This window comes from Streptomyces sp. NPDC029159 (assembly GCF_055564055.1).
The window spans coordinates 369,426-396,298 of the sequence record NZ_JBVHWT010000005.1 but is presented as its reverse complement, the minus strand read 5'-3'; the positions used below and the strand labels follow the sequence as shown (position 1 = coordinate 396,298).

General features: G+C 72.2%; 25 protein-coding genes. 4 read left to right on the top strand and 21 right to left on the bottom strand.

Annotation, left to right across the window (positions count from 1 at the left end; translation table 11 throughout):
• The coding region (locus ACZ4U4_RS14050) for an FG-GAP repeat domain-containing protein (protein ID WP_467872957.1) at positions 1-789 on the top strand (789 nt) is incomplete at its 5' end.
• 197 nt (positions 790-986) lie between these two features.
• Here the strand turns inward: ACZ4U4_RS14050 and ACZ4U4_RS14045 are convergent.
• The 16 genes from ACZ4U4_RS14045 to ACZ4U4_RS13970 all read right to left on the bottom strand — a co-directional run bounded on the left by ACZ4U4_RS14045 (position 987) and on the right by ACZ4U4_RS13970 (position 19,528).
• The gene (locus ACZ4U4_RS14045) at positions 987-2,552 is read right to left on the bottom strand and encodes a carbamoyltransferase C-terminal domain-containing protein (RefSeq protein ID WP_467872954.1); all 1,566 of its coding nucleotides are present in this window, start codon (positions 2,550-2,552) and stop codon (positions 987-989) included.
• Between the two features lie 50 nt (positions 2,553-2,602).
• On the bottom strand, positions 2,603-3,445 hold the full coding sequence (gene hisN, locus ACZ4U4_RS14040) for a histidinol-phosphatase (protein ID WP_467872952.1): 843 nt from the start codon (positions 3,443-3,445) through the stop codon (positions 2,603-2,605).
• 78 nt (positions 3,446-3,523) lie between these two features.
• On the bottom strand, positions 3,524-4,213 hold the full coding sequence (locus tag ACZ4U4_RS14035) for a methyltransferase (protein WP_467872950.1): 690 nt from the start codon (positions 4,211-4,213) through the stop codon (positions 3,524-3,526).
• Positions 4,214-4,239: 26 nt separating this feature from the next.
• Positions 4,240-5,529 carry a DegT/DnrJ/EryC1/StrS aminotransferase family protein gene (locus tag ACZ4U4_RS14030; protein ID WP_467872947.1) on the bottom strand — a complete coding sequence of 430 codons (1,290 nt, stop codon included), beginning with the start codon at positions 5,527-5,529 and terminating at the stop codon, positions 4,240-4,242.
• The gene (locus ACZ4U4_RS14025) at positions 5,526-6,545 is read right to left on the bottom strand and encodes a Gfo/Idh/MocA family protein (RefSeq protein WP_467872945.1); all 1,020 of its coding nucleotides are present in this window, start codon (positions 6,543-6,545) and stop codon (positions 5,526-5,528) included. Before ACZ4U4_RS14025 ends, ACZ4U4_RS14030 begins: the two co-directional genes overlap by 4 nt.
• 118 nt (positions 6,546-6,663) lie before the next feature.
• Positions 6,664-7,128, bottom strand: coding sequence for an NUDIX hydrolase (locus ACZ4U4_RS14020; RefSeq protein WP_467872943.1), 465 nt, complete (start codon positions 7,126-7,128; stop codon positions 6,664-6,666).
• A gap of 609 nt (positions 7,129-7,737) precedes the next feature.
• A complete protein-coding gene (locus ACZ4U4_RS14015; protein ID WP_467872941.1) occupies positions 7,738-8,580 on the bottom strand; it encodes an SAM-dependent methyltransferase in 843 nt (280 codons plus the stop codon).
• A gap of 224 nt (positions 8,581-8,804) precedes the next feature.
• On the bottom strand, positions 8,805-8,936 hold the full coding sequence (locus ACZ4U4_RS14010; RefSeq protein WP_467872938.1) for a hypothetical protein: 132 nt from the start codon (positions 8,934-8,936) through the stop codon (positions 8,805-8,807).
• 236 nt (positions 8,937-9,172) lie between these two features.
• On the bottom strand, positions 9,173-10,372 hold the full coding sequence (locus ACZ4U4_RS14005; RefSeq protein ID WP_467872935.1) for an acyl-CoA dehydrogenase family protein: 1,200 nt from the start codon (positions 10,370-10,372) through the stop codon (positions 9,173-9,175).
• A 578-nt stretch (positions 10,373-10,950) separates the two neighbouring features.
• The gene (locus ACZ4U4_RS14000; protein ID WP_467872933.1) at positions 10,951-12,090 is read right to left on the bottom strand and encodes a zinc-binding dehydrogenase; all 1,140 of its coding nucleotides are present in this window, start codon (positions 12,088-12,090) and stop codon (positions 10,951-10,953) included.
• Positions 12,087-12,389, bottom strand: a complete 303-nt coding sequence (locus ACZ4U4_RS13995) for a putative quinol monooxygenase (RefSeq protein ID WP_467872931.1) — start codon at positions 12,387-12,389, stop codon at positions 12,087-12,089. The genes ACZ4U4_RS14000 and ACZ4U4_RS13995 overlap by 4 nt, the downstream gene beginning before the upstream one ends.
• Positions 12,390-12,396: 7 nt before the next feature.
• Positions 12,397-13,053 carry a glycerol-3-phosphate responsive antiterminator gene (locus tag ACZ4U4_RS13990; RefSeq protein ID WP_467872929.1) on the bottom strand — a complete coding sequence of 219 codons (657 nt, stop codon included), beginning with the start codon at positions 13,051-13,053 and terminating at the stop codon, positions 12,397-12,399.
• A gap of 109 nt (positions 13,054-13,162) precedes the next feature.
• Positions 13,163-14,716, bottom strand: coding sequence for an FAD-binding oxidoreductase (locus ACZ4U4_RS13985; RefSeq protein WP_467872926.1), 1,554 nt, complete (start codon positions 14,714-14,716; stop codon positions 13,163-13,165).
• A complete protein-coding gene (locus tag ACZ4U4_RS13980) occupies positions 14,713-16,386 on the bottom strand; it encodes a glycerol-3-phosphate dehydrogenase/oxidase (protein WP_467872923.1) in 1,674 nt (557 codons plus the stop codon). Before ACZ4U4_RS13980 ends, ACZ4U4_RS13985 begins: the two co-directional genes overlap by 4 nt.
• Positions 16,387-16,460: 74 nt before the next feature.
• On the bottom strand, positions 16,461-18,014 hold the full coding sequence (locus ACZ4U4_RS13975) for an FGGY family carbohydrate kinase (protein ID WP_467872921.1): 1,554 nt from the start codon (positions 18,012-18,014) through the stop codon (positions 16,461-16,463).
• Between the two features lie 74 nt (positions 18,015-18,088).
• Entirely contained in the window at positions 18,089-19,528 is a 1,440-nt protein-coding gene (locus ACZ4U4_RS13970; protein ID WP_467872918.1) for an MFS transporter, read from the bottom strand.
• Between the two features lie 317 nt (positions 19,529-19,845).
• Between ACZ4U4_RS13970 and ACZ4U4_RS13965 the strand changes: the two genes are divergently transcribed.
• On the top strand, positions 19,846-20,589 hold the full coding sequence (locus ACZ4U4_RS13965) for a M24 family metallopeptidase (RefSeq protein ID WP_467872915.1): 744 nt from the start codon (positions 19,846-19,848) through the stop codon (positions 20,587-20,589).
• Positions 20,590-20,598: 9 nt separating this feature from the next.
• On the opposite strand, the gene ACZ4U4_RS13960 is transcribed toward ACZ4U4_RS13965, so the two are convergent.
• The 4 genes from ACZ4U4_RS13960 to ACZ4U4_RS13945 are packed head-to-tail and all read right to left on the bottom strand — an operon-like array spanning position 20,599 to position 24,102.
• The gene (locus tag ACZ4U4_RS13960; protein WP_467872912.1) at positions 20,599-21,387 is read right to left on the bottom strand and encodes an SDR family oxidoreductase; all 789 of its coding nucleotides are present in this window, start codon (positions 21,385-21,387) and stop codon (positions 20,599-20,601) included.
• On the bottom strand, positions 21,384-22,493 hold the full coding sequence (locus ACZ4U4_RS13955) for an NAD(P)H-dependent flavin oxidoreductase (RefSeq protein ID WP_467872910.1): 1,110 nt from the start codon (positions 22,491-22,493) through the stop codon (positions 21,384-21,386). Before ACZ4U4_RS13955 ends, ACZ4U4_RS13960 begins: the two co-directional genes overlap by 4 nt.
• Complete coding sequence (locus ACZ4U4_RS13950; RefSeq protein WP_467872908.1) at positions 22,490-23,245, bottom strand: CoA-transferase subunit beta; 756 nt, start codon at positions 23,243-23,245, stop codon at positions 22,490-22,492. Before ACZ4U4_RS13950 ends, ACZ4U4_RS13955 begins: the two co-directional genes overlap by 4 nt.
• Complete coding sequence (locus ACZ4U4_RS13945) at positions 23,242-24,102, bottom strand: CoA transferase subunit A (RefSeq protein ID WP_467872906.1); 861 nt, start codon at positions 24,100-24,102, stop codon at positions 23,242-23,244. The genes ACZ4U4_RS13950 and ACZ4U4_RS13945 overlap by 4 nt, the downstream gene beginning before the upstream one ends.
• 164 nt (positions 24,103-24,266) lie before the next feature.
• Between ACZ4U4_RS13945 and ACZ4U4_RS13940 the strand changes: the two genes are divergently transcribed.
• A complete protein-coding gene (locus tag ACZ4U4_RS13940; RefSeq protein ID WP_467872904.1) occupies positions 24,267-25,031 on the top strand; it encodes an SDR family oxidoreductase in 765 nt (254 codons plus the stop codon).
• 7 nt (positions 25,032-25,038) lie between these two features.
• On the opposite strand, the gene ACZ4U4_RS13935 is transcribed toward ACZ4U4_RS13940, so the two are convergent.
• Positions 25,039-25,947: an SDR family oxidoreductase gene (locus ACZ4U4_RS13935; protein ID WP_467872902.1), complete on the bottom strand. Its 909-nt coding sequence runs from the start codon at positions 25,945-25,947 to the stop codon at positions 25,039-25,041.
• A 109-nt stretch (positions 25,948-26,056) separates the two neighbouring features.
• Here ACZ4U4_RS13935 and ACZ4U4_RS13930 point away from each other — a divergent pair, with 109 nt between their 5' ends.
• On the top strand, positions 26,057-26,812 hold the full coding sequence (locus tag ACZ4U4_RS13930; protein ID WP_467873143.1) for an enoyl-CoA hydratase family protein: 756 nt from the start codon (positions 26,057-26,059) through the stop codon (positions 26,810-26,812).
• Positions 26,813-26,873: the final 61 nt, after the last annotated feature.

Below are 26,873 nucleotides of genomic sequence, written 5' to 3'. Positions count from 1 at the left end.
CTCGCCGACACCACCGGCAACGGCCGACTCGACCTCATCGGCTGCCACAACGACGGCGTCTGGATCTCCCGCCAGGACGAGGAGGGGACGTTCGCGCCGCTCGCCGAGGAGCCGGTGCTCCGGGCATTCGGCCATGACGAGGCGGCCGGCGGGTGGCTCGCCGAGAAGCACCCGCGGTTCCTCGCCGACACCACCGGCAACGGCCGACTCGACCTCATCGGCTGCCACAACGACGGCGTCTGGATCTCCCGCCAGGACGAGGAGGGGACGTTCGCGGAACCGCTGTACGTCCTCGACGACTTCGGGGCCGGCCAGGGGTGGACCTCGGTCGAGGAGCACCCCCGCTTCGTGATCGGCACCGTCAAGGACGGCGCACCGGATCTCGTCGGGTTCGGTCCGCAGGGCGTCGTCGTGGCGCGTGGGCTCGGTGACGGCACGTTCGGGCCCGCGCGGCTGGTCCTGAACGACTTCGGGAGCGCCCAGGGGTGGACGGGCGGCAAGCACCTCCGCCTCCTCGCCGATGTCACCGGCGACGGCAACCCGGACATCGTCGGTTTCGGCGACGAGGGCGTCTGGGTGGCGCACAGTCTGGGCGACGGCCGGTTCGAGCAGGCGCAGTTGGTGTGCCGGGGATTCGGGTACCACGCGGAGGCAGGCGGCTGGCGGGTCGACCGGCACCCCCGCTTCCTCACCGACCTCACCGGTGACGGACGCGTCGACCTCGTCGGCTTCGGCGGCCCGGGCGTGTATGTGGCCCGCAACCTCTTCCGCCGCTTCCGGACCCGGTAGCCCACGCGACGACGGCTCACCGGGGCCCGCCCCGGTCCGTATGCGGCCTCGCAGCGTTGTCGGCTGCGGGGCCGCACCTGCTTGGCGCATCGGGACGTGCGGCAATTTCTGCCCGGTGCACCCGATTACGGCAACGGGCTTGTGCCGATTGCAGCCCTTGGTTCAGAGCAGGGTTGCCCGGACCGACGGCGCATACCTCACCGCCGCGGGGTGATGAAGGAACCGTTCACGACATATCCATCCAGTCCGTGGAGTTCGCCGTACGCCATCAGATCGCTGGTGCGGTTGATGAACCCGCGGCCCGAATAGTTGAGTGAGGTGTTGCAGAGGACGCTGAAGCCGGTCAATTCGCGGAAGGAATTGAGCAGAGCGGCCATTTCCGGGTTCGCCGTCGGGTCGATGGTCTGGGTGCGGGCCGTTCCGTCGACGTGAGTCACCGCCCGCAGTTCGCCGGACTCGACCTGGCTGAAGTACAGCATGTAGGGATCGGGGACGCCTCCGCCGAACCAGCGGCCCGCGTCCTGCTCCAGACAGATCGGGGCGATGGGGCGGTACCCCTCACGCTGCTTGATCCTGTTGAGCCTGGCCGTCGTCTCCTCGGTGAAGGGGGCGGCCAGGATCGACCGGTTCCCGAGCGCGCGGGGGCCGATTTCCCAGCGGCCCTGCGCCCAGCCGATGATGTTCCCGTCGCGGAGGTAGCGGGCGACCTCGTCGTGGCACACCGGGCGGACTTCGTAGCGCCCCGGGTCGAATTCCCTGTCCTCGACGAATTCACCGCCCGCGTAGACGTCCCAGTCCAGGCCGGCCGACCCGGTGTAGAAGTGCTGGGCGTCGATGGCGGTCCCGATCGCTGAGCCGCTGTCGTTGGGGCAGGGTGGGACGAAGACTGCGGGGAAGAGCCCGCACTCGCGCCAGCGGCGATTCCACTCGCAGTTGAGCCCGCAGCCCCCTGAGATGAGCAGCGGGAGCCCCTCCGTCAAATGCTCCTGGGCGTAGGCGTGGAACCGGTCGAAGATGGCGTTCGACAGGCGGGCGGCGAGGCTCTTGTACGCGTCTGATTCCACGCCGATGTTGTGGTACGGGGAATCGGTCATCCGGTCTTTCAGGTTGCCGGTGATGACGTCTTTCTGGCCGAGTACGAAGTCGATGACTTCCTGTTCCGCCTGGGTTGTGGGTCGGTTCTCGGCGAATCCGGCCAGGGCCATCTGCTTGCCCGCGTCCTGAAAACGGACGAATTCTTCGTGTGGGCTGTACTTGGGGTCTGCGAGCGCGAAGCCGTAGGAGTACTTGTTGCCTGGGTAGTTGAGCACCTCCTTGAGGTGGGTCACCTTCCCGTGCTCGTCGATGCGGTAGAACGAGCCGATGTTCCCCTCCCACACCAGGCTGTAGAAGGGCTGGTCCCGGCGGAACGCCGACATTCCGTAGGACGTCATGATGTGGGAGCGCTCATGCGTGGAGGAGAAGACCCGCACATCCTTTCCGAAGAACCGGCCGGCCTCGTCCGAAATCGCGGATTCGCCCACTCCGAAGTACCCGGCGCGCGAGGGTTGGTCGGTGGCCTGGGTCCCCTTGATCCAACCGCTCAGGGCGATGACGTCCGGCTGCCCGTCCAGCCGGTCCGCCGCGACGGCGAACACCTCGGCGGTCAGATTGCTGTAGCGGATGAACGAGTCCTTCTCCGCCTCCAGGGAGAAGAGCAGTTTGCCGTCTTCGACGGCTGCAATCGCCCCGTCATGGCCTTCCTTGAGGGAAAGAATCAGCATGATGGTCCTTTTCTCTGTGGATTGCCGACCTGACGGTCGGGCGGCCGGGATCACGCGGGGCCGGGCTCCGGAGCGGCATCGGGCGGGGCCGAGAGGGCTTTCAGGGCGAGCTGGTGCAACCGCGGGTTGGCGGACAGGGCGCCGGTGCCGCTCTGGGGCGAGGCGCCCAGGAGATCGGTACAGATACCGCCGGCTTCCGCCACGAGGATCTGTACGGCGGTGATGTCCCAGGGGTTCACGACCGGTTCGGCCGCGATGTCGAGAGTTCCTTCGGCGACCATGCAGTGGGGGAGGAAGTCTCCGAAGGCACGGTCCTCCCAGCACGCTTCGGCCAGGCGCAGATATGCCTCCCGGGAGTGGAAGACGTCCCAGGTGCGGGTGCTGGTGGTGGACAGATAGGCATCGGCGAGCCGGGTGTTGCCGGAGACCCGCAGGGGCCGGGGTGCGCCGTCGGCCGGGCCGCGCCGCAGCCAGGCTCCCCGTCCGGCCGCCGCCCACCAGCGGCTGTGCAGGGCGGGGGCGCTGATCACGCCCACGGTGGGCCGGCCGTCCTCCAGCAGAGCGATCAGTGTGGCCCAGACCGGCACCCCGCGCAGGAAGTTCTTGGTGCCGTCGATGGGGTCGACCATCCAGGTACGCCCGGCCGCGACGGAGCCGCCGGTCTCCTCCCCGGCGAAGGCGTCGTCCGGGCGGACGGACCCCAGGGCCTCGCGTACGGCCGTCTCGACGGCGGTGTCCGCGTCGGTCACGGGCGTACGGTCCGGCTTCTCCCGGATCCGCAGGTCGCGGGCTCGGAAGCGTCGGCCGGTGATCCTGTCGGCGATATCGGCGAGTTGCAGGGCCAGTTCGAGATCGGCCTGTTGCGCCACTTCGAGGTCGGTCTGTTGCGACATGGAGCGCCTCGCTGCCCGCATCGTAGGTTCGGGGGCTCAGCCGTTGGCGATCCGGGCGGAGCGCCACGGGCTGCCGGATCACTTGGCGTGCAGTTCGAGCATCTGGTACTCCATGACCCGCACTTCCTCGATCCGGCGCACCCGGCGCAGCAGCTCGACCCGCATACCGGCTTCCCCGGCGATGGCGTCGAGCCGTTCGCGGTCCCCGAGGTCGGCCGTGCCCAGCAGCAGCCTGCCGCCGTCGGCCAGATGCTCGGGGGCGCCCGCGAGGTACCGGGCCTGGCCCTGGTAGCCCGGGTCGAAGACGGCGGAGTGCAGATCGGTGGAGAGGGAGAAGTCGTCCTCCACATAGGTCCAGGGCACGTTCCAGAAGATGGTGTCGAAGCGGTCCGTGGGATCGAGCGCCGTGTACATGTCGCTGTGGAGGACGCGTACCCGGTCGCCCACACCGTGCCGCTCGGCGTTGGCAGCCGTGTTGGCCACTGCCTTTTCGTTGATGTCCAGCGCAGTGACGGAGGCACAGCCGTGGAGCGCGGCGGTCACGGAGATGACGCCGGTGCCGCAGCCGACCTCCAGGAACGAGCCGCCCTCGGGATAGGGCACGATCGAGGCCAGCACCTCGGTGGCGGCGCTCAGGGTGCTGGGGAAGACGCCTCGGTGCAGGCTCCATTCCCGCCCCAGCAGGGTGAAGGAGTCCGGCAGGTCGTCACCGGCGAGGGCGTGCTGCAGGGCCCGGGCCACGTCCTCGGGGGACTCTTCGGCAGTCATGCTCTCTCCCTCTTCGGTGGTCCGGGTCATCGGGCCGGCTCGGCCGCGTACCGTACGAGCGCTTCGCGGTGACGGCCGATCTTGCGGAAAGCTTCGGCGTACCGGTCGATGAGCGCCTTGTCCTCGGGCCAGTGGGTGAAGGTGGGCAGGGACAGCGCGTGCTGCTCGACGTGTTCGGCGTGTGAGCCGGTCCCCGGTGCGATGCCCTTCTTCGGCGTTCCGGGGAAGAGGGGGTTCTCCGGGCGGGCGTAGAGCGGCAGGGTCGACAGCCGGGGGCCGGAGGGGGCGCCGACTTCCATGCCTTCGGCGCGCAGTGCCTCGATGAGCACGGAGCGGGGGACGCCGCCCAGTGCTTCGGGCCGGTAGAGCGGTTTGTAGCCGTACCAGGCGCCCATGTCGACGTGGTCGGCGACGTGTACCGGCTCCAGGTAGGTCACGTCACGGAGCTGCTCGCCGAGGTGGCGCAGACAGCGGTGCCGGGCCTCCTTGCGTGCCGGGAATGCTGCGAGCGCGTGCCGGGCGACGATGGCGTTGAACGGTGACATGCGCAGCTTGAGCCCGAAGCCGGTGACCCAGTGCGCACGCAGGTCCTCGTCGAGGACGGCGTCCCGGGAGCGGTCCCGGTAGTGCCCGAGGAGGGTGGCGCGGTCGTGCACCTGGGGGTCGCTCGTGACGAGGATGCCGCCCTCCCCCGCGTAGACGGCCTTGTTGGCCTGGAGGGAGAAGACCGCGGCGTCGCCGAAGGTGCCGACGGGCCTGCCCTTGTAGCGGCTGCCGTGGGCGTGGGAGCAGTCCTCCAGGACGCGCAGCCCGTGTTGTTCGGCGATCCGCAGGATCGCGTCCATGTCGCAGGGGTGGCCCCACTGGTGGACGACGGTGATGACCTTGGTGTGCTCGGTGAGCGCGGCTTGAAGTGCGGTGGGGTCCAGACCGCGGGTTTCGGGGTCGATGTCGGCCAGGACCACGTCACCGCGGAGTGCGAAGACGGGGCTCAGCGCCGCATGGTAGGTGAGTGCCGGTCCCACGACGTCCACGCCGTCGCGCACGCCGAGCGCGAAGTAGGCGGCGAGGAGGGCGCTGGTACCGGAGTTGAAGGTGACGGCGAAGCGGGCTTGGCCGTCCAGGAAGGCGAGGAAGCCGGCCTCGAGCCGGCCGATGGGACCGCTGTTGCCCTTGATGGAGATGTCGGCGTTCCGCTGCTCGGCCAGTTCGGACAGCTCCGCCTCGTCGGCGGGGGGCGGCCAGACCTCGTGCGGCAGCGGCTGTTCGATGGCGGGGGCGCCTCCGAGGAGGGCAAGTTGTTCGGCGGTGGTCATGTGTCCTTCCTGCGTTCGCGGGTGGGGTCGGGCCCGGCGCACCGGAACTGGCCGGTGCGTATCCGGTCCCGGTAGATCCCGTCGATCGTGCGGACGGCGGCGAGTTGGCGGCGGAGGTGGTTCCGGCGGTAGTCGCGGTCGTCCAGGTGTCCCAGATGGTGGGCGATCATGGAGCGCACGGCGTCGGTCTTGGGGCCTTGCCAGGTGTAGCGCTCCAGCGTCAGCCCCCCGGTGGCGTGCAGGGTGGCGACCCCGGGAGCGACGTTCAACGCGCCTTCCGTACCGAGCACACAGAGGTGTTCGATCTTCTCGTGGTTGTGGCGTGAGATGCGCAGCGAGCCCGCCAGCCCCGTTGCGGGATAGCTGCACATGAGGCTGACGAGATCCTCCAGCCGGCGGTCCCGCATCTCCTGGTAGTGGTGGACGAAGGCGGAGTGCACCCGAGGGGGTTCGGGGAACATTCCGCTGAGCACGTCGATGAGGTGGTAGCCCATGTCGAGGAGCACACCGCCCATCGCCTGTTCCCTGGAGGCGCGCCAGCCCGTGGTCGGATGGGCCAGGTTGAAGTGGTAGTCGTAGGAGAACCAGTAGGGTTCCCCGATCCGTGCGAGGTTCTCCTGGGCGAACTGGAAAACGGGGTTGAAGTTCCGTTGGAGCAGCGTGAAGACGCTGCGGTCGGCCCGTTGTGCGAGGTGTATCAGTTGCCGGGCTTCCTGTTCGGTGACGGCGAACGGCTTCTCCTTGATGACGTGTCTGCCGTGTGTCAGGAGTTTCGTACAGACCGGGAAGTGTTCGCTGTGTGGCACGGTGACCACTGCGGCGTCGAAGTCAACTTTTTCGAGTGCCTCACCGAGGCTGCCGTAATGCGGAAATTCCCATGCGTCGGCGAGCGATGAGGCTGCCGGGGCGGGGTCGACGCCGCCTACGACGTCCACACTCTCCCGGACGATCGGCAGGTACTCCTTTCCTTGGTGTCCAGCAAATCCGACCATCAGTACTCGCGGTCGCAGGCGCACGCGCTCTGACCTTTCACCGGGCATGCAGAATATCCCCCGCAGAATCTCTTTTGAGGATGGTGTGGGCAGCCAGGAAAGGCTTGTGGAGATCCGGACCGGACTCTTGGCCGCGAACGACTCAGAGAGCTCTGTGGCTCTTCCCGGAAGCGTCGGCGAGCCAGGCGTGTGCCGCGGTCACGATGTCCTTGATGAAGGTGCTTCCGCTGCGCCGCGCATTCTCGTCGAGCAGGGAAACTTCCCCGGCCGCCACCCAGATGAACTCGGTGTGCTTGTCCCGTTCGAGCTCGGGCGAGGAGAGGTCCCCGTCCACGTCGACGACATAGTCCGACTCGATGTGCCGCACTCCGTTCGCCGTCCACTCCTCGTGTGCCACCCGCGCCAGGACGTGACACAGCCGCCACCCGGTCTCCTCCGCCACCTCCCGGCGGAGTGCATCCAGGAGGGATTCCCCTTCCTCCACGGCTCCGCCGACGACGTCCCAGCACTCGGGGAAGAGGCGTCGGCCGGCCGAGCGGCGCTGGACGAAGATCCGGTCGTACGGGTCGCGGATCAGCGCGCCCACCACCGGTCGGGGTTCGGTCACTTGGGTCACGTCAGCCATCACCAGCCATCACCGTGCACATCCGTAATTTTCCCGAACTGCGTCAGACGCTTTCCCGCCCGCCTCTCTTGCGGGAGGGGATTGCGTGGTGGACGACGAATCCGCGGTGGCGACGGGAAAAGCATTCCGGAGGAGCCGAGCGAAGACCTCAGCTGCATCTACAGTCACATGCCTTCTGTTGCGGAACGAGGTGACCATTCATCCCTCATTTCACCTGCGCAGCAAAGTCGCGCGCACCGTACACGGGGTGAAATATGAACAGAGTCGAACAACCGAACGGGCGGCGTGAGGCAGCCCGAATTCTCACCGAATCATGATCGTTATTGGACCTGCATTTCCGCGCCGAACACTACCAGGCACCCCGGGAGGCGCATGGGTTCATGCAGGACACCGGATGCCTTGAATTCTTCTTGACGCGACATCAACTCATACATTGCCCTTATGGCCTGGCGGACACCGCGGATCCAGCGGCCGGGTGCAGGCGCTCGGGCCGCCTGCTTCATTCTGTCAGCGCCGGCCATTTCACGACCGAATACATTGGCCGGAATGGCCACTCACCACGGCTCGCCCCCCCCGGGAGGGAACATCCGTTCAAGGGCGGCGGGCGACCACGAAGGCATAGCCGATCTCCGGGAGCGCGCCGAACCGGGGAAGGGACCGGGTGAAGTGGAAGAAATCGTGGTGGGGGTCGTCGGCGGAGGGGGCGACATCGGCGAAGGCATCGGCGAACGCCTGGTAGGTGCGCCGGACGTGCTCTCCGATGTCGGAGAACTCCAGCACCTCCAGACCGGCGCGGCCCAGGGCCGTACGGAGCTCCGCCGGTTCGGGCAGCGCGGGCGACCCGAACGCCCGGCACGTCCGGCGGACCAGATCCGCGGTGTCCCCCGTCACCGGCGACCGGAGCAGCACATCGGTGATGATCAGCGGGCTACCGGGGCGCAGGGTCCGGGCGATCTCGGTGAGGGCGGCGGTCCGGTCGCTGATGTGCATCATGGACTCGATCGCCCAGGCGCCGTCGAAGGACGCGGCTTCGAAGGGCAGCGCGCAGGCGTCCGCGTACCGGAAGTCCACCAGGTCGGCGAGGGCGGAGGTGTCCGCGCGGGTCCGGGCGAGGTCGATGTCCTCGTCGCTGACCGAGATTCCTGACACCCGGGCGCCGGTGGCCCGGGCGATGCGCAGGGCGGGCCGGCCGGTTCCGCAGCCGACGTCCAGCAGGCGCTGGCCGGGTACGGCGGCCAGTTTCTCCGCCACGAGGTCGGTGAGCCGGTCGGTGGCTTGGTCGAGCGAGCGGTCGTCCGCGGCGCCGCCCCAGTAGCCGACGTGGATGTTCCCGTCGACGGCCGTGCCGTCGGCGGTCTCGGTGTGCTCGTCGTAGAGCCGGCCGGCGTCCGGCGACGACGGGACGGTGTGGTGCACGGAGGGGTCGTTGGTCATCTAGGTCTCCCGAGCATGAGGGGTGGATCAGCCGGCGAAGACGCCCATCTGCCGCATATCACCGAGTGAACGGTCGAAGGCTTCCGGGAATGGCCGGAGCCTCTTGTCGAGTGAAGGGGAGGGAGAAGAGGGTGGTCGGCCCTCATTCGCGAAGGGATCCGGGCGGGTGGCCGCGCCCCGCGCAGCGGTGGAAGGAGGGAGGTGCGCCGTGGTCACCGTGGCGGTCAGCGCGAAGAGTCCGGCCGCAGCGCGAGGGGGATACCACGGTCGACCACCTTCACCGCGGGGTGGGAGCCGAAGGCGTCGCGTCTGCCGTAGGCCCGCTCCCGTGGGCAGCTGACGATGGTGGTGGGCATCGAGCGGCAATTGTCCGGGAGGGCGGCGCAGTTCGTCCAGGGCACCCGGGGAGGTCCGACCGGAACGGCTGGAGCGGCGGGGTAATCAGGCCAAGGCCGCGCGGCACGGGGCCACCGGTTCGAAAGGGTGCGCTACTTCCACGTGAGAGTGGAGCAGCAGTCGCAGTGCGCGGTGGCGTCCGCCGACCGTGTCCGGCGTCGGGAAGCCGAGGTCGCCGCGGAGGTCGATGTCCGGCTCACCGCCGCACCCGTGGCATCCCCAGTCCGATCCAGGAGATGATCTCGCGCTGGATCTCGTTGTTGCCGCCGCCGAAGGTGAAGATGACGGCGGAGCGGTAGCCGCGTTCCAGGTCGCCGTGGAGGGCGGCGCCGGTGGAGCCCTCCTTCAGGGGGCCCGCGGCGGCGACGATCTCCATCAGCCAGGCGTAGGCGTCGCGGCGCGCCTCGGAGCCGTGGACCTTGACGGCGGAGGCGTCCTGCGGGGTGAGGGTGCCGCGTTCCAGGGCGTCGACCATCTGCCAGTTGAGGAGTTTCATCGCGTCGAGGGCGGCGTGGGTGCGGGCCAGGCGGGTGCGGACCCAGCCGAGGTCGATGACGCGGCGGCCGTCGGTGAGGCGGGTGGCGGCGGCCCAGTGCTGGACGTCGTGGAGGGCGCGGATGGCCATGGTGCCGTGGGCGGCGAGGGTGACGCGTTCGTGGTTGAGCTGGTTGGTGATGATCCGCCAGCCCTCGTTCTCCCGGCCGACGCGGCGGGTGGCGGGCACGGTGATGTGGTCGTAGTGGCTGGCGGTGGTGTCGTGTGAGGCGAGGGTGTTGATGAGGGTGCAGGAGTAGCCGGGGTCGTCGGTGGGGACGAGGAGCAGGGTGATGCCCTTGTGGGGCGGGGTGCCGTCGGTGGCGCCGCGGGTGCGGACGGCGAGCCAGACCCAGTCGGCGGTGTCGCCGTTGGTGGTCCAGATCTTCTGGCCGTCGACGACGTAGTGGCCGGTCTCCTCGTCGCCGACGCGGACGGCGCGGGTGCGGAGCGCGGCGAGGTCGGTGCCGGCGTCCGGTTCGCTGTAGCCGATGGCGAAGTCGATCTCGCCGGAGAGGATGCGGGGCAGGAAGTACGCCTTCTGCTCGTCGGTGCCGTAGCGCATGAGGGTGGGGCCGACGGTGTTGAGCGCCATCAGCGGCAGCGGGACGCCCGCCTGGGCCGCCTCGTCGAAGAAGAGGAACTGTTCCATCGGTGTCATGCCCCGGCCGCCGTACTCCTCGGGCCAGCCGACGCCGAGCCAGCCGTCCGCGCCCAGGCGCCGCACGGTGTCGCGGTAGAAGCGTTTGCGGGCGGCGGGGTCGGCGTCCTGGGCGTAGGTGCGCTCCGGCATCAGCTCGGCGAAGTAGCCGCGCAGTTCGGCGCGTAACCGCTGCTGTGCGGGGGTGTATGCGAGGTGCACGGCCCCTCCCCTTCGTCCCGTGTGCGTACGTTCCTGTCGCCGACGGCCTGCGGGGCGACGGTTTCTGACGGACCGTCGGCCACTCGGCCGTGGGCGGCACAGTAGAACGCGTTCCAGAAATACGGAAGGGAGCGCGCAGCCCGGCTCAGGGGGTGTGCGGTGCCGGTACCGGATCGGGGGCCGGGCCCGGGGTGGGCCCCGGGGTCGGCGGGGCCGGGTGCGGCGGGATGGGGTCGGGCTCGGGGGCCGGGACGGGGCCGGGCACGGGATCCGGTCCCGGTGCGGGTACCGGTCCCGGCCCGGGGCCGGGCGTCGGGCCGGGCGGACCGGGGCCCGGGCCGGGGACGGGCGGCACGGGGTCGGGGTGGGTCGGCCCGGGCGGTCCGGGCGGCTGCGGGACGGTCATGGCGACTCCTCCTCGCGGCTCGGCGCGTGGTCCACGGCGGCGCCCGGCGGCCCGCCGTGCGCGACCCTCCCTTTCACGGTGCGCCGTCGCGGGGAGCGCCGCGACCGGGCGGGGAACGAGCGCGCCCGGCAGGTTCGGGGGAATACCGTGCCGGGCGCGCGTACGGGGGCGGTCAGCCGTCCAGCAGGCCGCTGGTGTCGAGGACCTGGCGGATCGCGCGGCCGGAGGCCAGCTCCTCCAAGGCGTCGTTGATGCCGGTCAGCGGCAGGGTGCCGGTGTGCATCAGCTCGACCGGCATCAGACCGGCGCGCCACAGGTCGAGGAAGCGCGGGATGTCGCGGCGGGGGACCGCGTCCCCCATGTACGAGCCGAGCAGCGACTTGCCCTCACCGGCGAAGGCCAGGGCCGGTACCTCCAGCGTACGGCCGGGGGCGGGCAGCCCCACCGAGACGACCTTGCCGCCGCGGCCGACCACGTCCAGGCAGGCGGCCATCACCGCGGGCGACCCGACCGCCTCGACGGCGATCTCCGCGCCGCCCGAGGTCAGCTCGCGGATCGCGGCCGGGGCCTCGTCGGGGGCGTAGGCGTGCGAGGCGCCCAGGCGCAGCGCCAGTGCGCGCTTCTCGGCGACCGGATCGACGGCGACGACCGGGTACGCCCCGGCGGCGCGGGCGCCGAGCACCGCGGAGAGGCCGACGCCGCCGAGCCCGTAGACGACGGCGGACTGGCCGGGGCGCAGCGCCGCGGTGTTGATGACCGCGCCGGCGCCGGTGAGGACGGCGCAGCCGAACATCGACGCGACGGCGAACGGGATGTCGCGGGGTATGGGGACGAGGGATTCCTGGGCGACGACGGCGTGTTCGGCGAAGGCGGAGACGCCCAGCTGGTGGTGGACGCGTTCGCCCGCCGCGTCGGTCAGCAGGGACGGGCCGTGCAGCAGTCCGCCGGAGCCGTTGGCCGCCGCGGCGGCGGCGCAGAGCGCGGGGCGGCCCTGGGCGCAGTCGGCGCAGGAGCCGCAGCTCGGAACGAAGACCAGCGCGACATGGTCGCCCGGGGTGACCCGGCGGACGCCGGGGCCGGTCTCCACGACGACGCCGACCGCCTCGTGGCCGAGCGCCATGGGCAGCGGGCGGACCCGGTCGCCGTTGACGACGGAGAGGTCGGAGTGGCAGAGCGAGGCCGCGGCGATCTTCACCAGGACCTCGCCCTCGCGGGGCGCCCCCAGCTCCAGCTCCTCGACGGCGACCGGGGCGGTGGTGGCGTACGGGCGGTCGGTGGAGACGGCCCGCAGGACGGCGGCGCGGGTCCTCATGCGGCCACCTCCGCCCGCGGTGCGCAGCGCAGCACCTCGCGGCTCTCCAGCAGCGGGACGACCTTGCCGAGGACGAGGTCGCGGAAGTGGTCGGAGGCGCAGTGGGCGGCGAAGTCGGCCTCGGTGCGGTACTCCTCGTAGAGCGCGAGGTCGCGGGGGTCCTCGGTGCCCTGGTGGACGCGGTAGCCGAGGCAGCCCTCCTCGGCGCGGGAGGCGGTGGCCATGGCGTCGAGGAGCGGCAGGACGGTGTCCTGGGCGTCGGGCAGGGTGCGGTAGCGGGCGATGACCACGTATGTCATGGGGTGCTTACTCCTGGGGGTCGGCGGGCCTCTTGAGGGCGGACGGCGGGACCTGGGGGAGCTGGTCGCGGCGCAGGTGCCAGAGGCGGGGGTCGGAGGTGGCGGCGGCGGCCGCGCCCTGGGCCAGTGCCAGGGCGACGTCCGCCGGGGACTCCACGAAGCCCGCGGCGATGGACGGGGACATGGCGCGGCGGGACTGCGGGCTCATCCGGCCGATGATCGGGGCGGGCATGACCTCGACGAGGTCGGGGGCGCCGCGGGAGACGGCGTCCAGGGAGCGGCGCAGGTTGGAACGGTCGGTGACGAAGACCTTCATGACGGTCAGCAGGCCGAGCGGCCGGCCCTTCTCTATGAGGGAGAGGCGGGTGCTCACCACGCCGTGTGCGCCGAGGTCCTTGAGGAATTCGAGCGCGCCCCGGTCCTGGGCCAGGCCGGGGCTGGAGTCGACGTTGACGAACACGGTCTTTCCCGCCCGGCCCAGCGCCGGGACGACCTGGGGCAGCTGCCCCACGGCGAACGACGCGAGGATGCACATCCTGGCCGGTGCGGTCAGGAACTGGCGCAGCGGCCGGCTGCCGACGACCGAGGCGACGACCGGGACCTCGGCGAGGGCCGAGGTGAGCCGGGGGTCGAGCGGGGCGCCGGACCGGGCAGAGGGGGCCATGGCGGAGCCTTCCGGTGAAGGAGCCTTTCCCGTCGAGAAAGGGCGGAGGAGCGAAGGGCCGGGGCCATCGGGCGGCCCGGTGGGAGCCGGGCCGCCACGGCGATCCGGGTCAGCTCAGCGGGGACGTCCCGAAGGGGCTGGGCAGGCCCAGTTTGCCAGGGTTGAGGATGCCGTCCGGGTCCAGGGCGTTCTTCACCGCGACGAAGGTGGCGAACCCGGCGCCGAGCGATTCCTCCAGGTAGGGGCCGCGCAGCAGCCCGCAGCCGTGGTGGTGGCTGAGCGCCGCGCGGTGCTTGATCAGGACGGCGTTGGCGGCGTCCCACACCGCGCGGTACCAGTCGCGGCGCGCCTCGGGTGCGACGTCACCGCGGAGCGAGAAGTAGACGCAGGCGCCGTCGGTGTAGGCGTGGGACTGGTGGGCGGAGGCGGCGAGGGTGCCCTCGACGGACTGGATGGCGGCGACCACCTCGTCGTAGATGACCGGCAGAGCGGTCCAGGAGGCGGCCATCTCCAGGGTGTCGGCGACGAAGCCGGGGCCGGGGGTGAAGCCGTCCGCGGACTTGCCGACCAGCATCCGCTCGTCCAGCCAGCGTGCGAAGACCGCGTCGCTGTCCAGCTCGGGGCCGTAGGCGGCGCAGACGTCGGCGGCCACGGCGATCGAGGCGTCGACGATCGCGGGGTCGCCCTCGTCGGCGATGAGCAGGAGGTTGGTCTCGGGGTGGCCGAAGTGGGTGCCCGACTCCAGGGTGTCGTAGAGGCGGAGCACGGCGGGGGTGGCGCCGCGCTGCATGATCTTGCGGCAGGCGTCCAGGCCCTCGGCGAAGGTGGCGAAGCCGAAGGCGACGGCCTTGGCGTAGGTGGGCAGCGGGTGGACGCGGAGCCGGGCGCCGACGATGACGCCGAGGGTGCCCTCGGAGCCGATGAAGAGCTGGCGCAGGTCCGGGCCGACGGCAGCGCGGGCGTAGTCGCCGTAGGTGGCGCGGGTGCCGTCGGCGTGGATCACGTCGAGGCCGACGACCATGTCCTCGATCTTGCCGTAGCGGGTGGAGAGCTGGCCGGCGCCGCGGCAGGCGATCCAGCCGCCGACGGTGGAGACGGCGAACGCGGACGGCCAGTGGCCGGTGGTGACGCCGTACTCCTCCTGGAGCTGCTTCTCGAAGAGGTCGCCGAACATGCCGGCCTGGACGTCGACGATGTTCGACTCGGCGTCGAAGCCGGTGATGGCGTCGAGGCCGCAGACGTCCAGGACGACGCCGCCGAAGACGGGCAGCGCCGCGCCGGTGACGTTGGAGCGCCCGGCGGACGGGGTGACGGGGATGCCCGCCGCGTGGCAGATGCGCAGGACGGCGGCGATCTGGTCGGCGTCGGCGGCCTCGACGATCACGGCGTCGGGGGTGGCCGGGCGGCCCTCGGTCTCGCCGATCATCGAACCGGCCCACCAGTCGCGGGTGCGGGTGACGACCTCGTCGCGGGTGGTGTGCACGGCGCGGGCGGCGCCGCGCAGCTCCTCGATCACGGCCTCGGGGACCTCGACCGGGTCGCTCTGGAGCGCGGCCGGGCCGTCGCCGACCGGCCGGTCCTTGGCCCACTTGGCGAAGCTGGGGGCGCCGACCGTGTAGTTGCCGCGGTTGAAGGGGTGGGTGATGGTCTGACGGCTGATCATGCTGCTGCTCCTTCGAGGAGGACGGTCTTTTCGTGGCGGACGGAGTCGAGGTACGCGGCGACCGAACGGTCCACCTCGTCCTGGGTGAGGCCCAGTTCCTGCCCCAGCAGGGCGCCGACGGCCGGGGCCGCCTCGGCGGAGGCGTCGCGGGCGAAGAGCCGGGCGCGGGTGCGGCGGGAGAGGATGTCGTCGACGGAGCGGGCCAGTTCGGCGCGGGCGGCGTAGACGACCTCGGCCTTGGTGTAGGGCAGTCCGGCGACGACGGGGTCGGCGAGCGAGGGGTCGTCCTGGATGAGGTCGCCGACGAAGCGGGCCTCGGTGCCGTAGCGCTCGCCGAGGTGGGCGGCGAGGCCGCCGGACGCGGCGACCGCCTCGGCGTCGTAGCCCGCGCCGCCGAGCAGCGGGAGCTTGACGGTGCGGCTGGGGGCCTTGCGGCCGAGGACGGTCATCACCTTGTCGATGACCAGCTCGCCCATGTGGCGGCTGGTGGTGAGCTTGCCGCCGGTGACGGTGACCATGCCGCCGGTGCCGATCGTGATGTGGTGGTCGCGGCGCATGTCGAGCGTGGCCCCCTCCTTGCCGCCGACCAGCGGGCGCAGTCCGCCGATGGAGCCGGTGACGTCGTCGGGGGTGAGCTTGCCCTCGAAGGCGGTGTTGGCGCCCTCCAGCAGGAACTCCATCTCCTGCCGGGTGCAGTGCACATCGTCGGGCGAGCCCTGGTAGTCCTCGTCGGTGGTGCCGAGGACGACGCTGTTGCCCCAGCGGGTGCAGGTGGCGCGGCGGGCGCGGCCGGGGATCGGCACGGTGACGGTGCAGTTGATGCGGACCTTGTCCCACGGCACCACGATGTGCACGCCCTTGGCGGGGCGGACCTGCGGCGCGTGGTGTGCGTCGGCCATCGCGTCGATCTGGTCGGCCCAGACGCCGGTGGCGTTGACGACGGCGCGGGCGCGGATGTCGAAGTCGTCGCCGTCGGCGGTGACCCGGGCGCCGGACGCCGTGCCGCCCTGCATCAGCAGCGCGGTGGCCGCGGCGCCGTTGAGGATCTTCGCGCCGAGCGCCGCCGCGGTCCGGACGAGGGTGAGGACGAGGCGGGCGTCGTCGGTGCGGGCGTCGAAGTACATCAGGCCGCCCTTGAGGTTCTCCGCGCGCAGCGTCGGCGCCTGCGCCAGGACCTCGGGGACGGTGAGCCGCTGGTGGAGCTTGCCGATGCGCCAGCCGCCGACCAGGTCGTACGTCCACAGCAGGCCCTCGAAGCCCTTGGCGAGGCGGGCGTCGAAGACCCCCTCCTTCTCCAGGACCGGGAAGAGGAACGGCAGCCGGTGCACCAGGTGCGGGGCGTTCTTGCGGAAGCGGTGGCGCTCCAGGAGGGAGTGGCGGACAAGGTTGACGTTGCCCTGTTCGATGTAGCGCAGGCCGCCGTGGATCATCTTCGAGGACTTCGACGAGGTGCCGGAGGCGAAGTCGTCCTTCTCGATCAGTGCGGCGCGCAGCCCGCGTGAGGCCGCGTCGAGCACGGCGTACGCACCGGTGACGCCGCCGCCGATGACGAGGACGTCGTAGGTCTCGTCGGCGAGGTCGCGCTTGATCGCCGCGCGGTCGAGCAGCAGGGCCGATCGGCGGGTCGCCGCGGCGCTGCGCCGCGGCTTCCGGGCGGGCATGGTGATCACAACATCAACTCCTGGTGTTCCTAGGCGACGGCCCGGGGGTCGGCCGGGCCGTCCGGATGACGGCGCACGGGCCGTCAGTGGGGGGTGTGCGGGGGCAGGGCACTTTCGTGCAGGTGGGCGGCGAGCAGCTCGTACCAGTCAGCGCGGCTGTGGTCGCGGGCGGCGGGGTCGAGGGCGGGCGTGAAGATCCGGCCCTGCGGCTGGGCCTCGACGATCTCGTCGAGCGAGGACCACAGGCCCTGGGCGACGCCCGCGAGGTAGGCGGTGCCGCGCAGGCTGGCGGTGGCGGAGTCGGCGGCGCGCTCCAGCGGCAGTCCGGTCAGATCGGCCTGGATCTGCATCAGCGGGTCGCTGCCGGAGACGCCGCCGCCGACCCGCAGCCGGGTGAAGGGCGCGCCCATGGTGTCGGAGACGCCGTCGATGAGGTCGCAGACGGAGTGGGCGATGCCTTCCAGGACGGCGCGGGCGAGGTCGGCGCGGGTGGTGGCGAGGGTGAGCCCGGTGAGCGCCGCGGTGGCTTCGGGGTGCCAGACGGGCGTACGGACCCCGGCGAGCGCGGGGACGAAGCGCGGGGTGCGGCCGGGCCGGGACGGCACCCGGCCGGCCTCCTCCCCCAGCTCCTTCGGCGAGGCGAAGAGGCCGAGGTCGTCGCAGAGCCAGCGCAGGGCGGAGCCCGCGGTGGAGGTGTACGCCTCCAGGCTGAAGTGGCTGGTGTCGCCCTGCCGCCGGCCCGGTTGGGCGAGCACCCCGGAGATGTCGGGCCGGGGCAGGGCGGGTTCGGTGCCGGTCGCGGCGTCCACGAAGGCGCCGGTTCCGTACATGCACATGCCCTGGCCTGCGGAGAGTCCGCCGAGGGCGATGAGGGCGGCGTGCTGGTCGCCCATGGAGGCGGCCACGGGGGCGGCGATGCCGAGGGCCGCCGGGTCGGTGGTGCCGAACCCGGCGTCGTCGGAGCGCAGCTCCGGCAGCAGGTCGAGGGGGAAGCCGAGGTGGCCGATCCACTCCTCGTCCCAGGCGTGTGTGCCGAGCAGATAGCCGCCGCTGGACGCCGCGTTGGTGGGCGTGGTGGCGTGCACGGCGCCGCCGGTCAGCCGCCAGATCAGCCAGGTGTCGACGGTGCCGAAGCGGAGCCGTCCGGCACGGTGGGCGGCGGCGACCTCGGGGTGCGCGGCGATCTGCCGGGCGGCCCAGAGGAAGGGGGCGCGGGCGCCGACCGGACGGCCCTGGCGGGCCAGCAGGCGGGCGTCCCACTCGGCCTCGTAGCCGGTCAGCTCGTGGGCGTACCGCCGGTCCTGCCACACCACGGCGGGCAGCAGCGGCTCGCCGGTGGCCGCGTCCCAGAGCATGGCGGTGGCCCGCTGGGTGGAGAGGGCGACCGCGGTGATCTCGATGCCGTCCGCGCGGGCACCGGCGACGGCGCGCCGGGCCACGTCGAGGGTGGCGGTCCAGATCTCGGCCGGGTCCTGCTCGACGGCCAGGTCGTCCGGGTGGCTGACCGCGATCGAGCGGTAGAACACCTGGTGGGCGGCGCCGGAGTCGAGGACGACTCCGGCCCGGGTGCCCGTGGTGCCTTCGTCGACGGCCAGCACACCGCGCCGGGAGGCGGCGCCGGTGAACGTCTGCGGCATAGCGGCCCTTTCACTTACGAGCATGCGGTACGGGGCGAGCGATCATCGTGTGCCGGGGCGGGGCCCGGGCCCGGTCAGCGCGCGGGGGCGGCGGGGGCGGTTTCCGGGGCGGCGACCGGACCGGGGGCCGCGGCCTCGTCCGGGGAGATCCCGGCCTTGGTGGGGTCCCACTTGATGACCAGGCAGGTGATCAGGCCCAGCAGCGGCACGACGGAGAGCGCCAGGAAGGTGCCGGCCAGTCCGAGCGCGTCCTTGATCTGCGGGAAGACGTACAGCCCGACGACGCTGCCGAAGCTGCCGACCATGCCGGTGACACCGGTGCCCAGGGCCCGTACGTCGCTGCTGTACGAGAGGGCGGCGATGGACTTGCCGTTGGCGCCGGGGCCCGCCGCGTGGCAGAGGATGAAGACCACGGGCAGCAGGAACGCGACGGCCAGCGGGACCTTTCCGAAGGTCAGGCCCATCGCGACGAGGGCGACGAAGACCCCGGCGAACCCGGCGGCGGAGCTGAGCCGCAGGCCCAGGCGGCGCCCGGCGTAGGCGGAGAGGAGGCCGCCGATGATGCCGAAGGCGTTGAAGACCATGGAGCCGACGGTGGCCTTCTCGAAGCTCTCGCCGAAGATCGACAGGCTGATGACCGGGAGGTACCAGCCGACCGCGAAGTACTGCATCGACTGCCCGAGGGAGATCACCGAGGAGAGGACGGTGCGCGGCAGGTAGGCGCCCTTGAAGAGGACTTTGGCCTGGCGGAAGCCGGGCGCCGGGGCGGCGGTGGCGGCACGGGTGGCCTCGTCGGGGCGTCCGGCGACGGCCTTGATGCCGTAGAGCTTGTCGAGGTTGGCGACGGCGTCGTCCAGGCGTCCCTTGCCCGCCAGCCAGGTCGGGCTCTCCTTCAGCATCGCCCACTGGCCGATCAGCAGCGCGGCGGCGACGACGGCGGCGGAGCCGACGGACCAGCGCCAGATGTCCGCGCCGACGTCCAGGTGGAAGAAGACCAGCGCCAGGGCGAGGTTGCTGGTGGTGGCGACGTACCAGACGGCCTGCCAGAGGTTGAGGCGGCCGCCCTGCTTCGCGGGCGTGTACTCGGCGAGCAGCGCCATCGCCACCGCGAAGTCGATGCCGTACGCGACGCCGACCAGGACGCGGCCGAGCCAGACGACGGTGAAGTCCCCGGCGAACGCGGCGAGCAGGGCGCCGGCGATGGCGAAGACCTTGGCGAGCAGCAGCGGGGGGACCCGCCCGAAGCGGGTGGCGAGCCAGCCGCCGGCCGGGTTGAAGAGGATCGCCAGCGCGGGGGCGGTGGCGGTGAGGACCGAGACCTGGGTGCTGGTCAGGTGCATCTGGGTCGTCATCGGGCCCAGTCCGGCGCTGAGCGCGGCGTTGGAGTAGGCGTCGAGGAAGAGCCCGCCGAAGACGAGGAACCAGACGACCTGCGCGCGGCCGGTGATCTTTCCCAGGCCGTCGATGAGGCCGACGACGTCGGCGACGCCGCCTACGCTCGGACGTTGTGCCATGAATCCGCCTCTGAAGGAAGGACCCATCGGTGGCGGGGAGGAAAGAAAGACAGGCATGACGAAACCACCGACAGGTGGTCTATGTCTGTGCCTGTCCAAAAATCTGCGGAAAGCGCCGCAGCACGTTTACTGCAAGGTACGAACTACGAGCGAGGTTAAGAACGGATCAGAGGGCCGTCAAGGGTTTCGTGGGGGTTACCTGAATGTGACGGGCGGGGTGTGTGCGGTGGCCGGGGCGGCCCCTGCCTGGCGCGTTGCGGCCCCCGGATGCGGAGCCCGCCGTGCCGGATGTGCCGATCTCTCCTAGCCTGTGCGGCATGACCCAGGAAGCGGGCACGCAGGACCGGGGAAGCGGGAGCGCCGAGGAGTCCGCGCGCGCATCGGCGCTGCTCACGGCCCAGGGACAGGCGTCGGCGCTCTTCGCGGAGATCGGCCGCCGCGGGCTGGTCGCCCCCGGGCGCGGTGAGCGCGAGGTGAGCGACGCGGTGCGGGATCTGGCCCACGAGATGTTCGGGGTCCGGCGGTACTGGCACAAGCGGATCGTCCGTTCCGGTCCCAACACCCTCCAGCCGTACCGGCAGAACCCGCCGGACCGGATCATCGGCGAGGACGACATCGTCTTCTGCGACTTCGGCCCGCTCTTCGAGGAGTGGGAGGCGGATTTCGGCCGGACTTTCGTCCTCGGCGACGACCCGGTCAAGCACCGGCTGCGCGACGATCTGCCGCTGCTCTTCGAAGCGGGCCGCCGCCATTTCGCCGCGCACCCGGACATCACCGGCGAGGAGTTGTACGCCGAGGTGGTGCGGTTGGCCGAGGCGGCGGGCTGGGGGTTCGGCGGGCCGCACTCGGGCCATCTGCTGGGCGAGTTCCCGCACGAGACGGTGGCCGGGGCCGAGGTCGACTCGTACATCGCGCCGGGCAGCGCCCGCCCGATGCGGCGCGACGACGGGCAGGGGCGGCGCTGCCACTGGATCCTGGAGATCCATCTCGTCGACCGGGAGCGCGGGTTCGGCGGCTTCCACGAGGAGCTGCTCGATCTCGGGCACGAGGTCCCGGCCTGACCGCGCCGGTCAGGGGTGCTGGCTGCTGACCGCGACGACCTCGCCGGTCAGGTACGACGCGTAGTCGCTGGCGAGGAAGACCATGACGTTGGCGACCTCCCAGGGCTCGGCGGCGCGGCCGAACGCCTCGCGGGCGCTCAGTTCGGCGAGCAGTTCCGCACCGGCGACCTTGGCGAGGTGCGGGTGCATGGCGAGGCTGGGGGCGACGGCGTTGATGCGGATGCCGTGGGCGGCGACGTCGAGGGCGCTGCACCGGGTCAGCGCCATCACCCCGGCCTTGGCGGCGGCGTAGTGGGCCTGGCCCTTCTGGGCGCGCCAGCCGACGACGGAGGCGTTGTTGACGATGACGCCGCGGCCGGCCGGGACCATATGGCGCAGCGCGGCGCGGGTGGCCTTGAAGGTGCTGGTCAGCGTGGTGGCGAGGACGGTGTCCCACTGGGCGTCGGTCATCTCGGTGATGGCGGCGGTGCCGCCGAGCCCGGCGTTGTTGATCAGTACGTCGAGGGCGCCGCACTCGCGCGCCGCGGTGTCCATCAGCCGGTCGAGCTGTGCGCCGTCGGTGACGTCGCAGGGCACGGCGAGCGGGCGGGTGCCGGTGTGGTCGGCGAGCCGGTCGGCGGCCTCGGTGAGCCGGCGGGCGTGGCGGTCGCTGATGACGAGGCGGGCGCCCTCCTCGGCGCACCGCCGGGCGGCGGCGAAGCCGATGCCGGTGCCGGCGGCAGCGGTGACGACGACGGTCCGGCCGTCGAGCAGTTGGTGGGAGCGGGGCTGAGGGGTCTGGGGCTCGGGCACGGTCACACGGCTCCCTCGTCGGAGGCGGCGGGGTGGACTCCCCCGCCGGGCGGGCCTTCCAGGCGGCGCAGGACCTCGTCGGCCTGCGTCATGATCCGGTCGATCAGCTCCCGGCAGCTCGGCAGGTCGTCGATGAGGCCGACGACCTGGCCGGTGGCGAGGACGCCGAGGTCGGGACGGCCGTCGAGGAGTCCGGTGCGGTAGAGCAGCGGGGCGTTGGCCGCCATCACAACCTGGCTCCAGGTCAGGCCGTGGCGGCGGCGGAGTGCGAGGCCCTCGCGGACGAGGTCGGGCCAGGGGGTGCCGGAGAGTTTCCGGAAGGCGGAGGCGTTGCGGGCGGCGCGCAGCAGCCGTCCGGCGCCGGTGGTCTTCTCCAGCCGGGCGACCGGCCCCGTGCGCAGGACGCGCTGCGGTACGCCGTCCACCTCCCGGGTCAGGACGGTGTCGTGGACGCCCTTGTCCAGGTAGACCTGTTTGACGGCGGGGGCGACGGGCGAGTCGCGGGTGAGCAGGAAGCGGGTGCCCATGGCGATGCCGTCGGCGCCGTAGGCGAGGGCGGCGACCAGACCGCGGCCGTCGCAGTAGCCGCCGGCGGCGATGACCGGCAGGTCCACGGCGTCGCGGACCTGCGGCAGCAGCAGCCCGGTGGGAACGGCGCCGGTGTGGCCGCCGCCCTCACCGCCCTGTACGACCACCGCGTCGGCGCCCCAGGCGGCGACCTTCTCGGCGTGGCGGCGGGCGCCGATGGACGGGACGACGAGCAGTCCGCCGTCCTTGCAGCGGGCGATGAGGTCGCGGCGGGGCGCGAGGGCGAACGAGGCGACCGTGACGCCGCGGCGGATCAGCAGATCGACGCGGGCCTCGGCGTCGGGCTGGTCGGCGCGGAGGTTGACGCCGAAGGGCCGGTCGGTGGCGGCGCGGACCTCGTCGAGGGCGCGGCGCAGCCCGTCGAGGTCGAGCAGCCCGGCGGAAAGGATGCCCAGCCCCCCGGCGTTGGCGGTGGCCGCGGTGAGGGTGGCGTCGGAGACGTACCCCATGCCGGTCTGGACGATCGGGTGGGCGACGCCGAAGAGGTCGCAGATGCGGGTGTGCAGCGCCGGGTGCGGGCTCATGCCGCGACCTCTCCGTCGCGCAGGCCCGCCGGGTCGATGTCCTCGCGGATCAGGCGGAGTTCGGCGGCGGTGGGCAGCCGGGTCGTGGGGATGTCGCCGTCGACGACGAGCGGGCAGCCGGTGCGGGCGACGACGTCCTCGGCGCCGACGCCGGGGTGGACGGAGACCAGCCGGAGCGTGCCGGTGGTGGGCGCGAAGTCCAGGACGGCGAGGTCGGTGACGACGCGCCGCAGGTCGTGGTGGCGGGCGGCGCGCCCCACGGCGGCCGCGCGGGCGGTGCCGACGCCGCAGACCATGTCGACCCGGGGCACGAAGACCCGGGTGGAGTGGCGCGGGATCCAGTAACTCACCGGATGGCAGAGGGTGTTGCCGGGGGCGCCGCGGACGCCGAGGAGCTGCGCCTTCGGCGCGTCGTAGGGGCCGATGGCGGAGATGTTGACATTGCCGTGGGTGTCGATCTGGGTGGGCATCATCATGGCGTGCCGCCGCCCGCTCCACACCAGGTCGAAGAGGGTGCGGAAGGGCGCGTACCCCTCGACGGGGCCGTCGGGTGCGGTACCGAGCGGCCAGATCCCCTGGACGAGGCGGGCCTCGCCGTCGGTGAGCAGCAGATCGGGGGCGAAGGTGGCGCGGGCCAGCCGGACGCCGATGGTGGGGGCGGTGCCGAAGGCGCTGGCCAGGATCTCGCCGCTGCCGCGGAACGCCTCGGCGCAGGCGACCGCGCAGATCTCGGCCCGGGTCGCGTCGCTCATACCGGCTGCCCCTCTCCGTCGTGGCCCGGCGTGCGGCGGTGCCCGTCGCCGGTGAGATAGCGGTGGTGGAACGCCTCCCACACCTCGGGCGACCGGGCGGCGTCGGCGTACTCCTTCTGGTACGCCTCGTCGCGCGGGTAGTCCGGTGCGCAGGAGGTGAAGTGGGCGCCGCCGGGCGCCTCGACGACGCCTTCGACGGCGAGGCGGCGGACGACGAGGGTGGCGGGGTGGGCGTCCTCGGCGAGGCGGGCGGTGGGGACGATCCGTTCGCAGGAGACGAAGGCGTGCTCGGCGGCGCCGCAGAAGAGGTCGTCGAAGTAGGGATCGGGGCCCAGGCACTGGGCGTTGCCCGCCGCGTCGGCGCGGTTGAGGTGGACCAGTGCGGCGTCCAGCGGCAGTGCGGGCATCGCGATCAGCTCCTCACCGCCGCCGTACGGGTCGGCGACGGTGCGCAGTCCGGGGTTGACCCTCAGGACGTCCGAGCCGAGTCCGGCGCGGGTGGGCAGGAACGGCAGCCGCAGCGACGCGGCGTACAGCCCCCACTGGAGCATCCCCTCGTCGTACTCCGCGACCTCGATGCGGCCGCTCTGACGGGCGGCGCGGAAGTGCGGGTCGAGGGGGATGGAGTCGAGCGAGACGAAGCCGAAGACGAGCTTGCGGACCTTCCCGGCGGCGCAGAGGAGGCCGACGTCGGGGCCGCCGTAGGAGACGACGGTGAGGTCGCGCAGGTCGGAGCGGAGAATCTCGCGGACCAGGGCGAGCGGTTTGCGGCGCGAGCCCCAGCCGCCGATGCCGAGGGTCATACCGGAGCGGAGCCGGGCGACCACCTCCGGCGCGGTCATCGTCTTGTCGGCCATACGCAGCTCCTGACGGTGTGTGCCGTGGACGCGCCCGTACCGGGCGACCCTGTCGCGCACCTAGCAAACGTTTGGTAGAGAGATTACGGTGGCCGCGCGGCCGGGTGTCAAGGGCCCGCGGCGGCCCGGCCGGGCGCCGTGACGCGGGCGGAGGGGGGCGGGCCATGAGCGGCGATCCGCGGGACTTCACCGGTCGGACGGTGGCGATCACCGGCGGCACCAAGGGCATCGGACGGGCCCTCGCCGAGGCGTTCCTGACCGCCGGCGCGGAGGTCACGGTCTGCGGACGCACCGCACCGGCGGCCCCGCCGCGCGCGGGCGGCCGCACCGCGCACACGGTCTGCGCCGATGTCCGCGACCCGGCCGCGGCACGGGAGTTCGTCGACGCCGCGGCCCGCCGCTCGGGGCGGCTCGACGTCCTCGTCAACAACGCCGGCGGCTCGCCGGACGCCGATGCGGCCACCGTCTCGCCGCGCTTCGTCGAAAAGGTGGTGGCGCTCAATCTGCTGGCGCCGTTCTACGCGTCCCAGGCCGCGCACCGCCATATGTACGGCCAGGAAAGCGGCGGTTGCGTCCTCAACATCGGCAGCGTCTCGGCCCACCATCCGCAGCCCGGCACCGCCGCCTACTCCGCCGCCAAGGCCGGACTGCTGATGCTCACCCGGGCGCTGGCGCTGGAGTGGGGACCGGCGATCCGGGTCAACCACCTCAGCGCCGGGCCGGTACGGACACCCGGCGCGGAGCGCGAGGCGGCCCTCGCCGGGATCGTCCCGCTGGGCCGCCTGGCGCTCCCCGCCGATCTCGCCGACGCCTGTCTGTTCCTGGCGGGCCCGGCGGCCGGTTACATCAACGGCGCGGATCTGGCCGTCCACGGCGGCGGCGAACCGCCCGCCCGCTACCTGGCGGGACGGCCGTCTCCGGACGCCTGACGGCCCCTCAACTTCCGTACACCGGCAGCGGCGGCCGGGCCGCCGCGAGCAGCCGACGGGCCGTGGCCCCGGCCTCGGCGGGGGTGCGGCGGGCGCCCGTGTCGTCGCTCGGCCCGGGGTGCCAGCCCTCCATGACGGTGATGCGGCCGGCCTCCGCCTCGAAGACCCGGCCGGTGACGCCCGCCGCGTCGGCGGAGCCCAGCCAGACCACGAGCGGGGAGACGTTCTCCGGGGCCATCGCGTCGAACTCCCCCGCCGCCGGCGGCGCCATCGTCTCCGCGAAGGCGTGTTCCGTCATCCGGGTGCGGGCGGCCGGGGCGAGGGCGTTGGCCTGGACGCCGTAGCGGGCGAGTTCGGCGGCGGCGACCAGCGTCAGCCCGACGATCCCGGCCTTGGCGGCGGCGTAGTTGCCCTGCCCGACACTGCCCAGCAGGCCCGCGCCGGAGCTGGTGTTGACGATCCGGGCGTGCGGCGTCCGGCCCGCCTTGGCCTCCGCCCGCCAGTGTGCGGCGGCGTGCCGGAGGGTGAGGAAGTGGCCCTTGAGGTGGACCCGGACGACGGCGTCCCAGTCGTCCTCGCCGAGGTTGACGAGCATCCGGTCGCGGAGGAATCCGGCGTTGTTGACGAGGGTGTCGAGGCGGCCGAAGGAGTCCAGCGCGGTGGCGACGAGGGAGGCGGCGCCCTCGGGGGTGGCGATGTCGCCGTCGTGCGCCACCGCCTCACCGCCGCGCGCCCGGATCTCCTCGACGACCTGCCGCGCCGGGCCGGTGACCGCGCCGGTGCCGTCGAGTCCGACGCCGAGGTCGTTGACGACGACCCGGGCGCCCTCGGCGGCGAAGGCGAGCGCATGGGCGCGGCCCAGCCCCCGTCCGGCTCCGGTGATCGCGACGACGCGCTGGGCGCACAGTCCGGCCATGGCGTTCCCTCCGTCCGCTGAGGACGGCGGGCCCTTACCCTTCCGCCGCCGTCCGCCGAACGGCTAGCGTACCTAACAAACGTTAGATGGAAAGGTGGTCGAGCGCCTCATGGGTGTCTCCGTCTCCCGTCCCGAAGAGGGCGTCCGCGTCGTCACCGTCGACGTCCCGCCGGTCAACGCCCTTCCCGTACAGGGCTGGTACGACCTCGCCGAAGCGGTCCGCACCGCGGGCGCCGACCCCGGGGCGCGCTGTGTGGTGCTGGCCGCCGAGGGGCGCGGTTTCAATGCGGGCGTCGACCTCAAGGAGATGCAGCGCACGCCCGGCCACACCGCGCTGATCGGCGCCAACCGCGGCTGCTACGCGGCGTTCGCCGCGGTCTACGACTGCGAGGTGCCGGTGGTCGCGGCGGTCCAGGGGTTCTGTCTGGGCGGCGGCGTCGGTCTCGCCGGGAACGCCGATGCGATCGTGGCGAGCGACGATGCGGTGTTCGGCCTGCCGGAGCTGGATCGCGGGGCGCTCGGCGCGGCGACCCATCTCGCCCGGCTGGTCCCGGCCCATCTGATGCGGACGCTGTACTACACCTCCCGGACGGTCACCGCGGAGGAGCTGCGGGCGCACGGCTCGGTGTGGCGGGTGGTCCCCCGGTCCGAACTGCGGGCGGCGGCACTGGAGTTGGCGCGCGAGATCGCCGCCAAGGACGGTTCGCTGCTGCGGCTGGCGAAGGCGGCGCTCAACGGCATCGATCCGGTCGACGTCCGCCGCAGCTACCGCTTCGAGCAGGGCTTCACCTTCGAGGCCAACCTCAGCGGCGTCGCGGACCGGCACCGGGAGGCGTTCGTGGCATCGCGGGAGGAGCGGGGCTGAACGGCGGGGCGTACGGGCGCGGGCGGCGCGCCACCCAGGAGTGCGGTGCGCCGCCCGCGCC

Bases quoted from the DNA above. Each gene is read 5' to 3' on its own strand.
- ACZ4U4_RS13990 (WP_467872929.1), bottom strand. From the start codon at position 13,053: ATGGCCCCCTCTGCCCGGTCCGGCGCCCCGCTCGACCCCCGGCTCACC.
- ACZ4U4_RS14000 (WP_467872933.1), bottom strand. From the start codon at position 12,090: ATGAGGACCCGCGCCGCCGTCCTGCGGGCCGTCTCCACCGACCGCCCG.
- ACZ4U4_RS13975 (WP_467872921.1), bottom strand. From the start codon at position 18,014: ATGCCGCAGACGTTCACCGGCGCCGCCTCCCGGCGCGGTGTGCTGGCC.
- ACZ4U4_RS13940 (WP_467872904.1), top strand. From the start codon at position 24,267: ATGAGCGGCGATCCGCGGGACTTCACCGGTCGGACGGTGGCGATCACC.
- ACZ4U4_RS14035 (WP_467872950.1), bottom strand. From the start codon at position 4,213: ATGACTGCCGAAGAGTCCCCCGAGGACGTGGCCCGGGCCCTGCAGCAC.
- ACZ4U4_RS13970 (WP_467872918.1), bottom strand. From the start codon at position 19,528: ATGGCACAACGTCCGAGCGTAGGCGGCGTCGCCGACGTCGTCGGCCTC.
- ACZ4U4_RS13985 (WP_467872926.1), bottom strand. From the start codon at position 14,716: ATGATCAGCCGTCAGACCATCACCCACCCCTTCAACCGCGGCAACTAC.
- ACZ4U4_RS13995 (WP_467872931.1), bottom strand. From the start codon at position 12,389: ATGACATACGTGGTCATCGCCCGCTACCGCACCCTGCCCGACGCCCAG.
- ACZ4U4_RS13965 (WP_467872915.1), top strand. From the start codon at position 19,846: ATGACCCAGGAAGCGGGCACGCAGGACCGGGGAAGCGGGAGCGCCGAG.
- ACZ4U4_RS13955 (WP_467872910.1), bottom strand. From the start codon at position 22,493: ATGAGCCCGCACCCGGCGCTGCACACCCGCATCTGCGACCTCTTCGGC.
- ACZ4U4_RS13945 (WP_467872906.1), bottom strand. From the start codon at position 24,102: ATGGCCGACAAGACGATGACCGCGCCGGAGGTGGTCGCCCGGCTCCGC.
- ACZ4U4_RS14010 (WP_467872938.1), bottom strand. From the start codon at position 8,936: ATGCCCACCACCATCGTCAGCTGCCCACGGGAGCGGGCCTACGGCAGA.
- ACZ4U4_RS14030 (WP_467872947.1), bottom strand. From the start codon at position 5,529: ATGACCACCGCCGAACAACTTGCCCTCCTCGGAGGCGCCCCCGCCATC.
- hisN (WP_467872952.1), bottom strand. From the start codon at position 3,445: ATGTCGCAACAGACCGACCTCGAAGTGGCGCAACAGGCCGATCTCGAA.
- ACZ4U4_RS13950 (WP_467872908.1), bottom strand. From the start codon at position 23,245: ATGAGCGACGCGACCCGGGCCGAGATCTGCGCGGTCGCCTGCGCCGAG.
- ACZ4U4_RS13930 (WP_467873143.1), top strand. From the start codon at position 26,057: ATGGGTGTCTCCGTCTCCCGTCCCGAAGAGGGCGTCCGCGTCGTCACC.
- ACZ4U4_RS14045 (WP_467872954.1), bottom strand. From the start codon at position 2,552: ATGCTGATTCTTTCCCTCAAGGAAGGCCATGACGGGGCGATTGCAGCC.
- ACZ4U4_RS13935 (WP_467872902.1), bottom strand. From the start codon at position 25,947: ATGGCCGGACTGTGCGCCCAGCGCGTCGTCGCGATCACCGGAGCCGGA.
- ACZ4U4_RS14015 (WP_467872941.1), bottom strand. From the start codon at position 8,580: ATGACCAACGACCCCTCCGTGCACCACACCGTCCCGTCGTCGCCGGAC.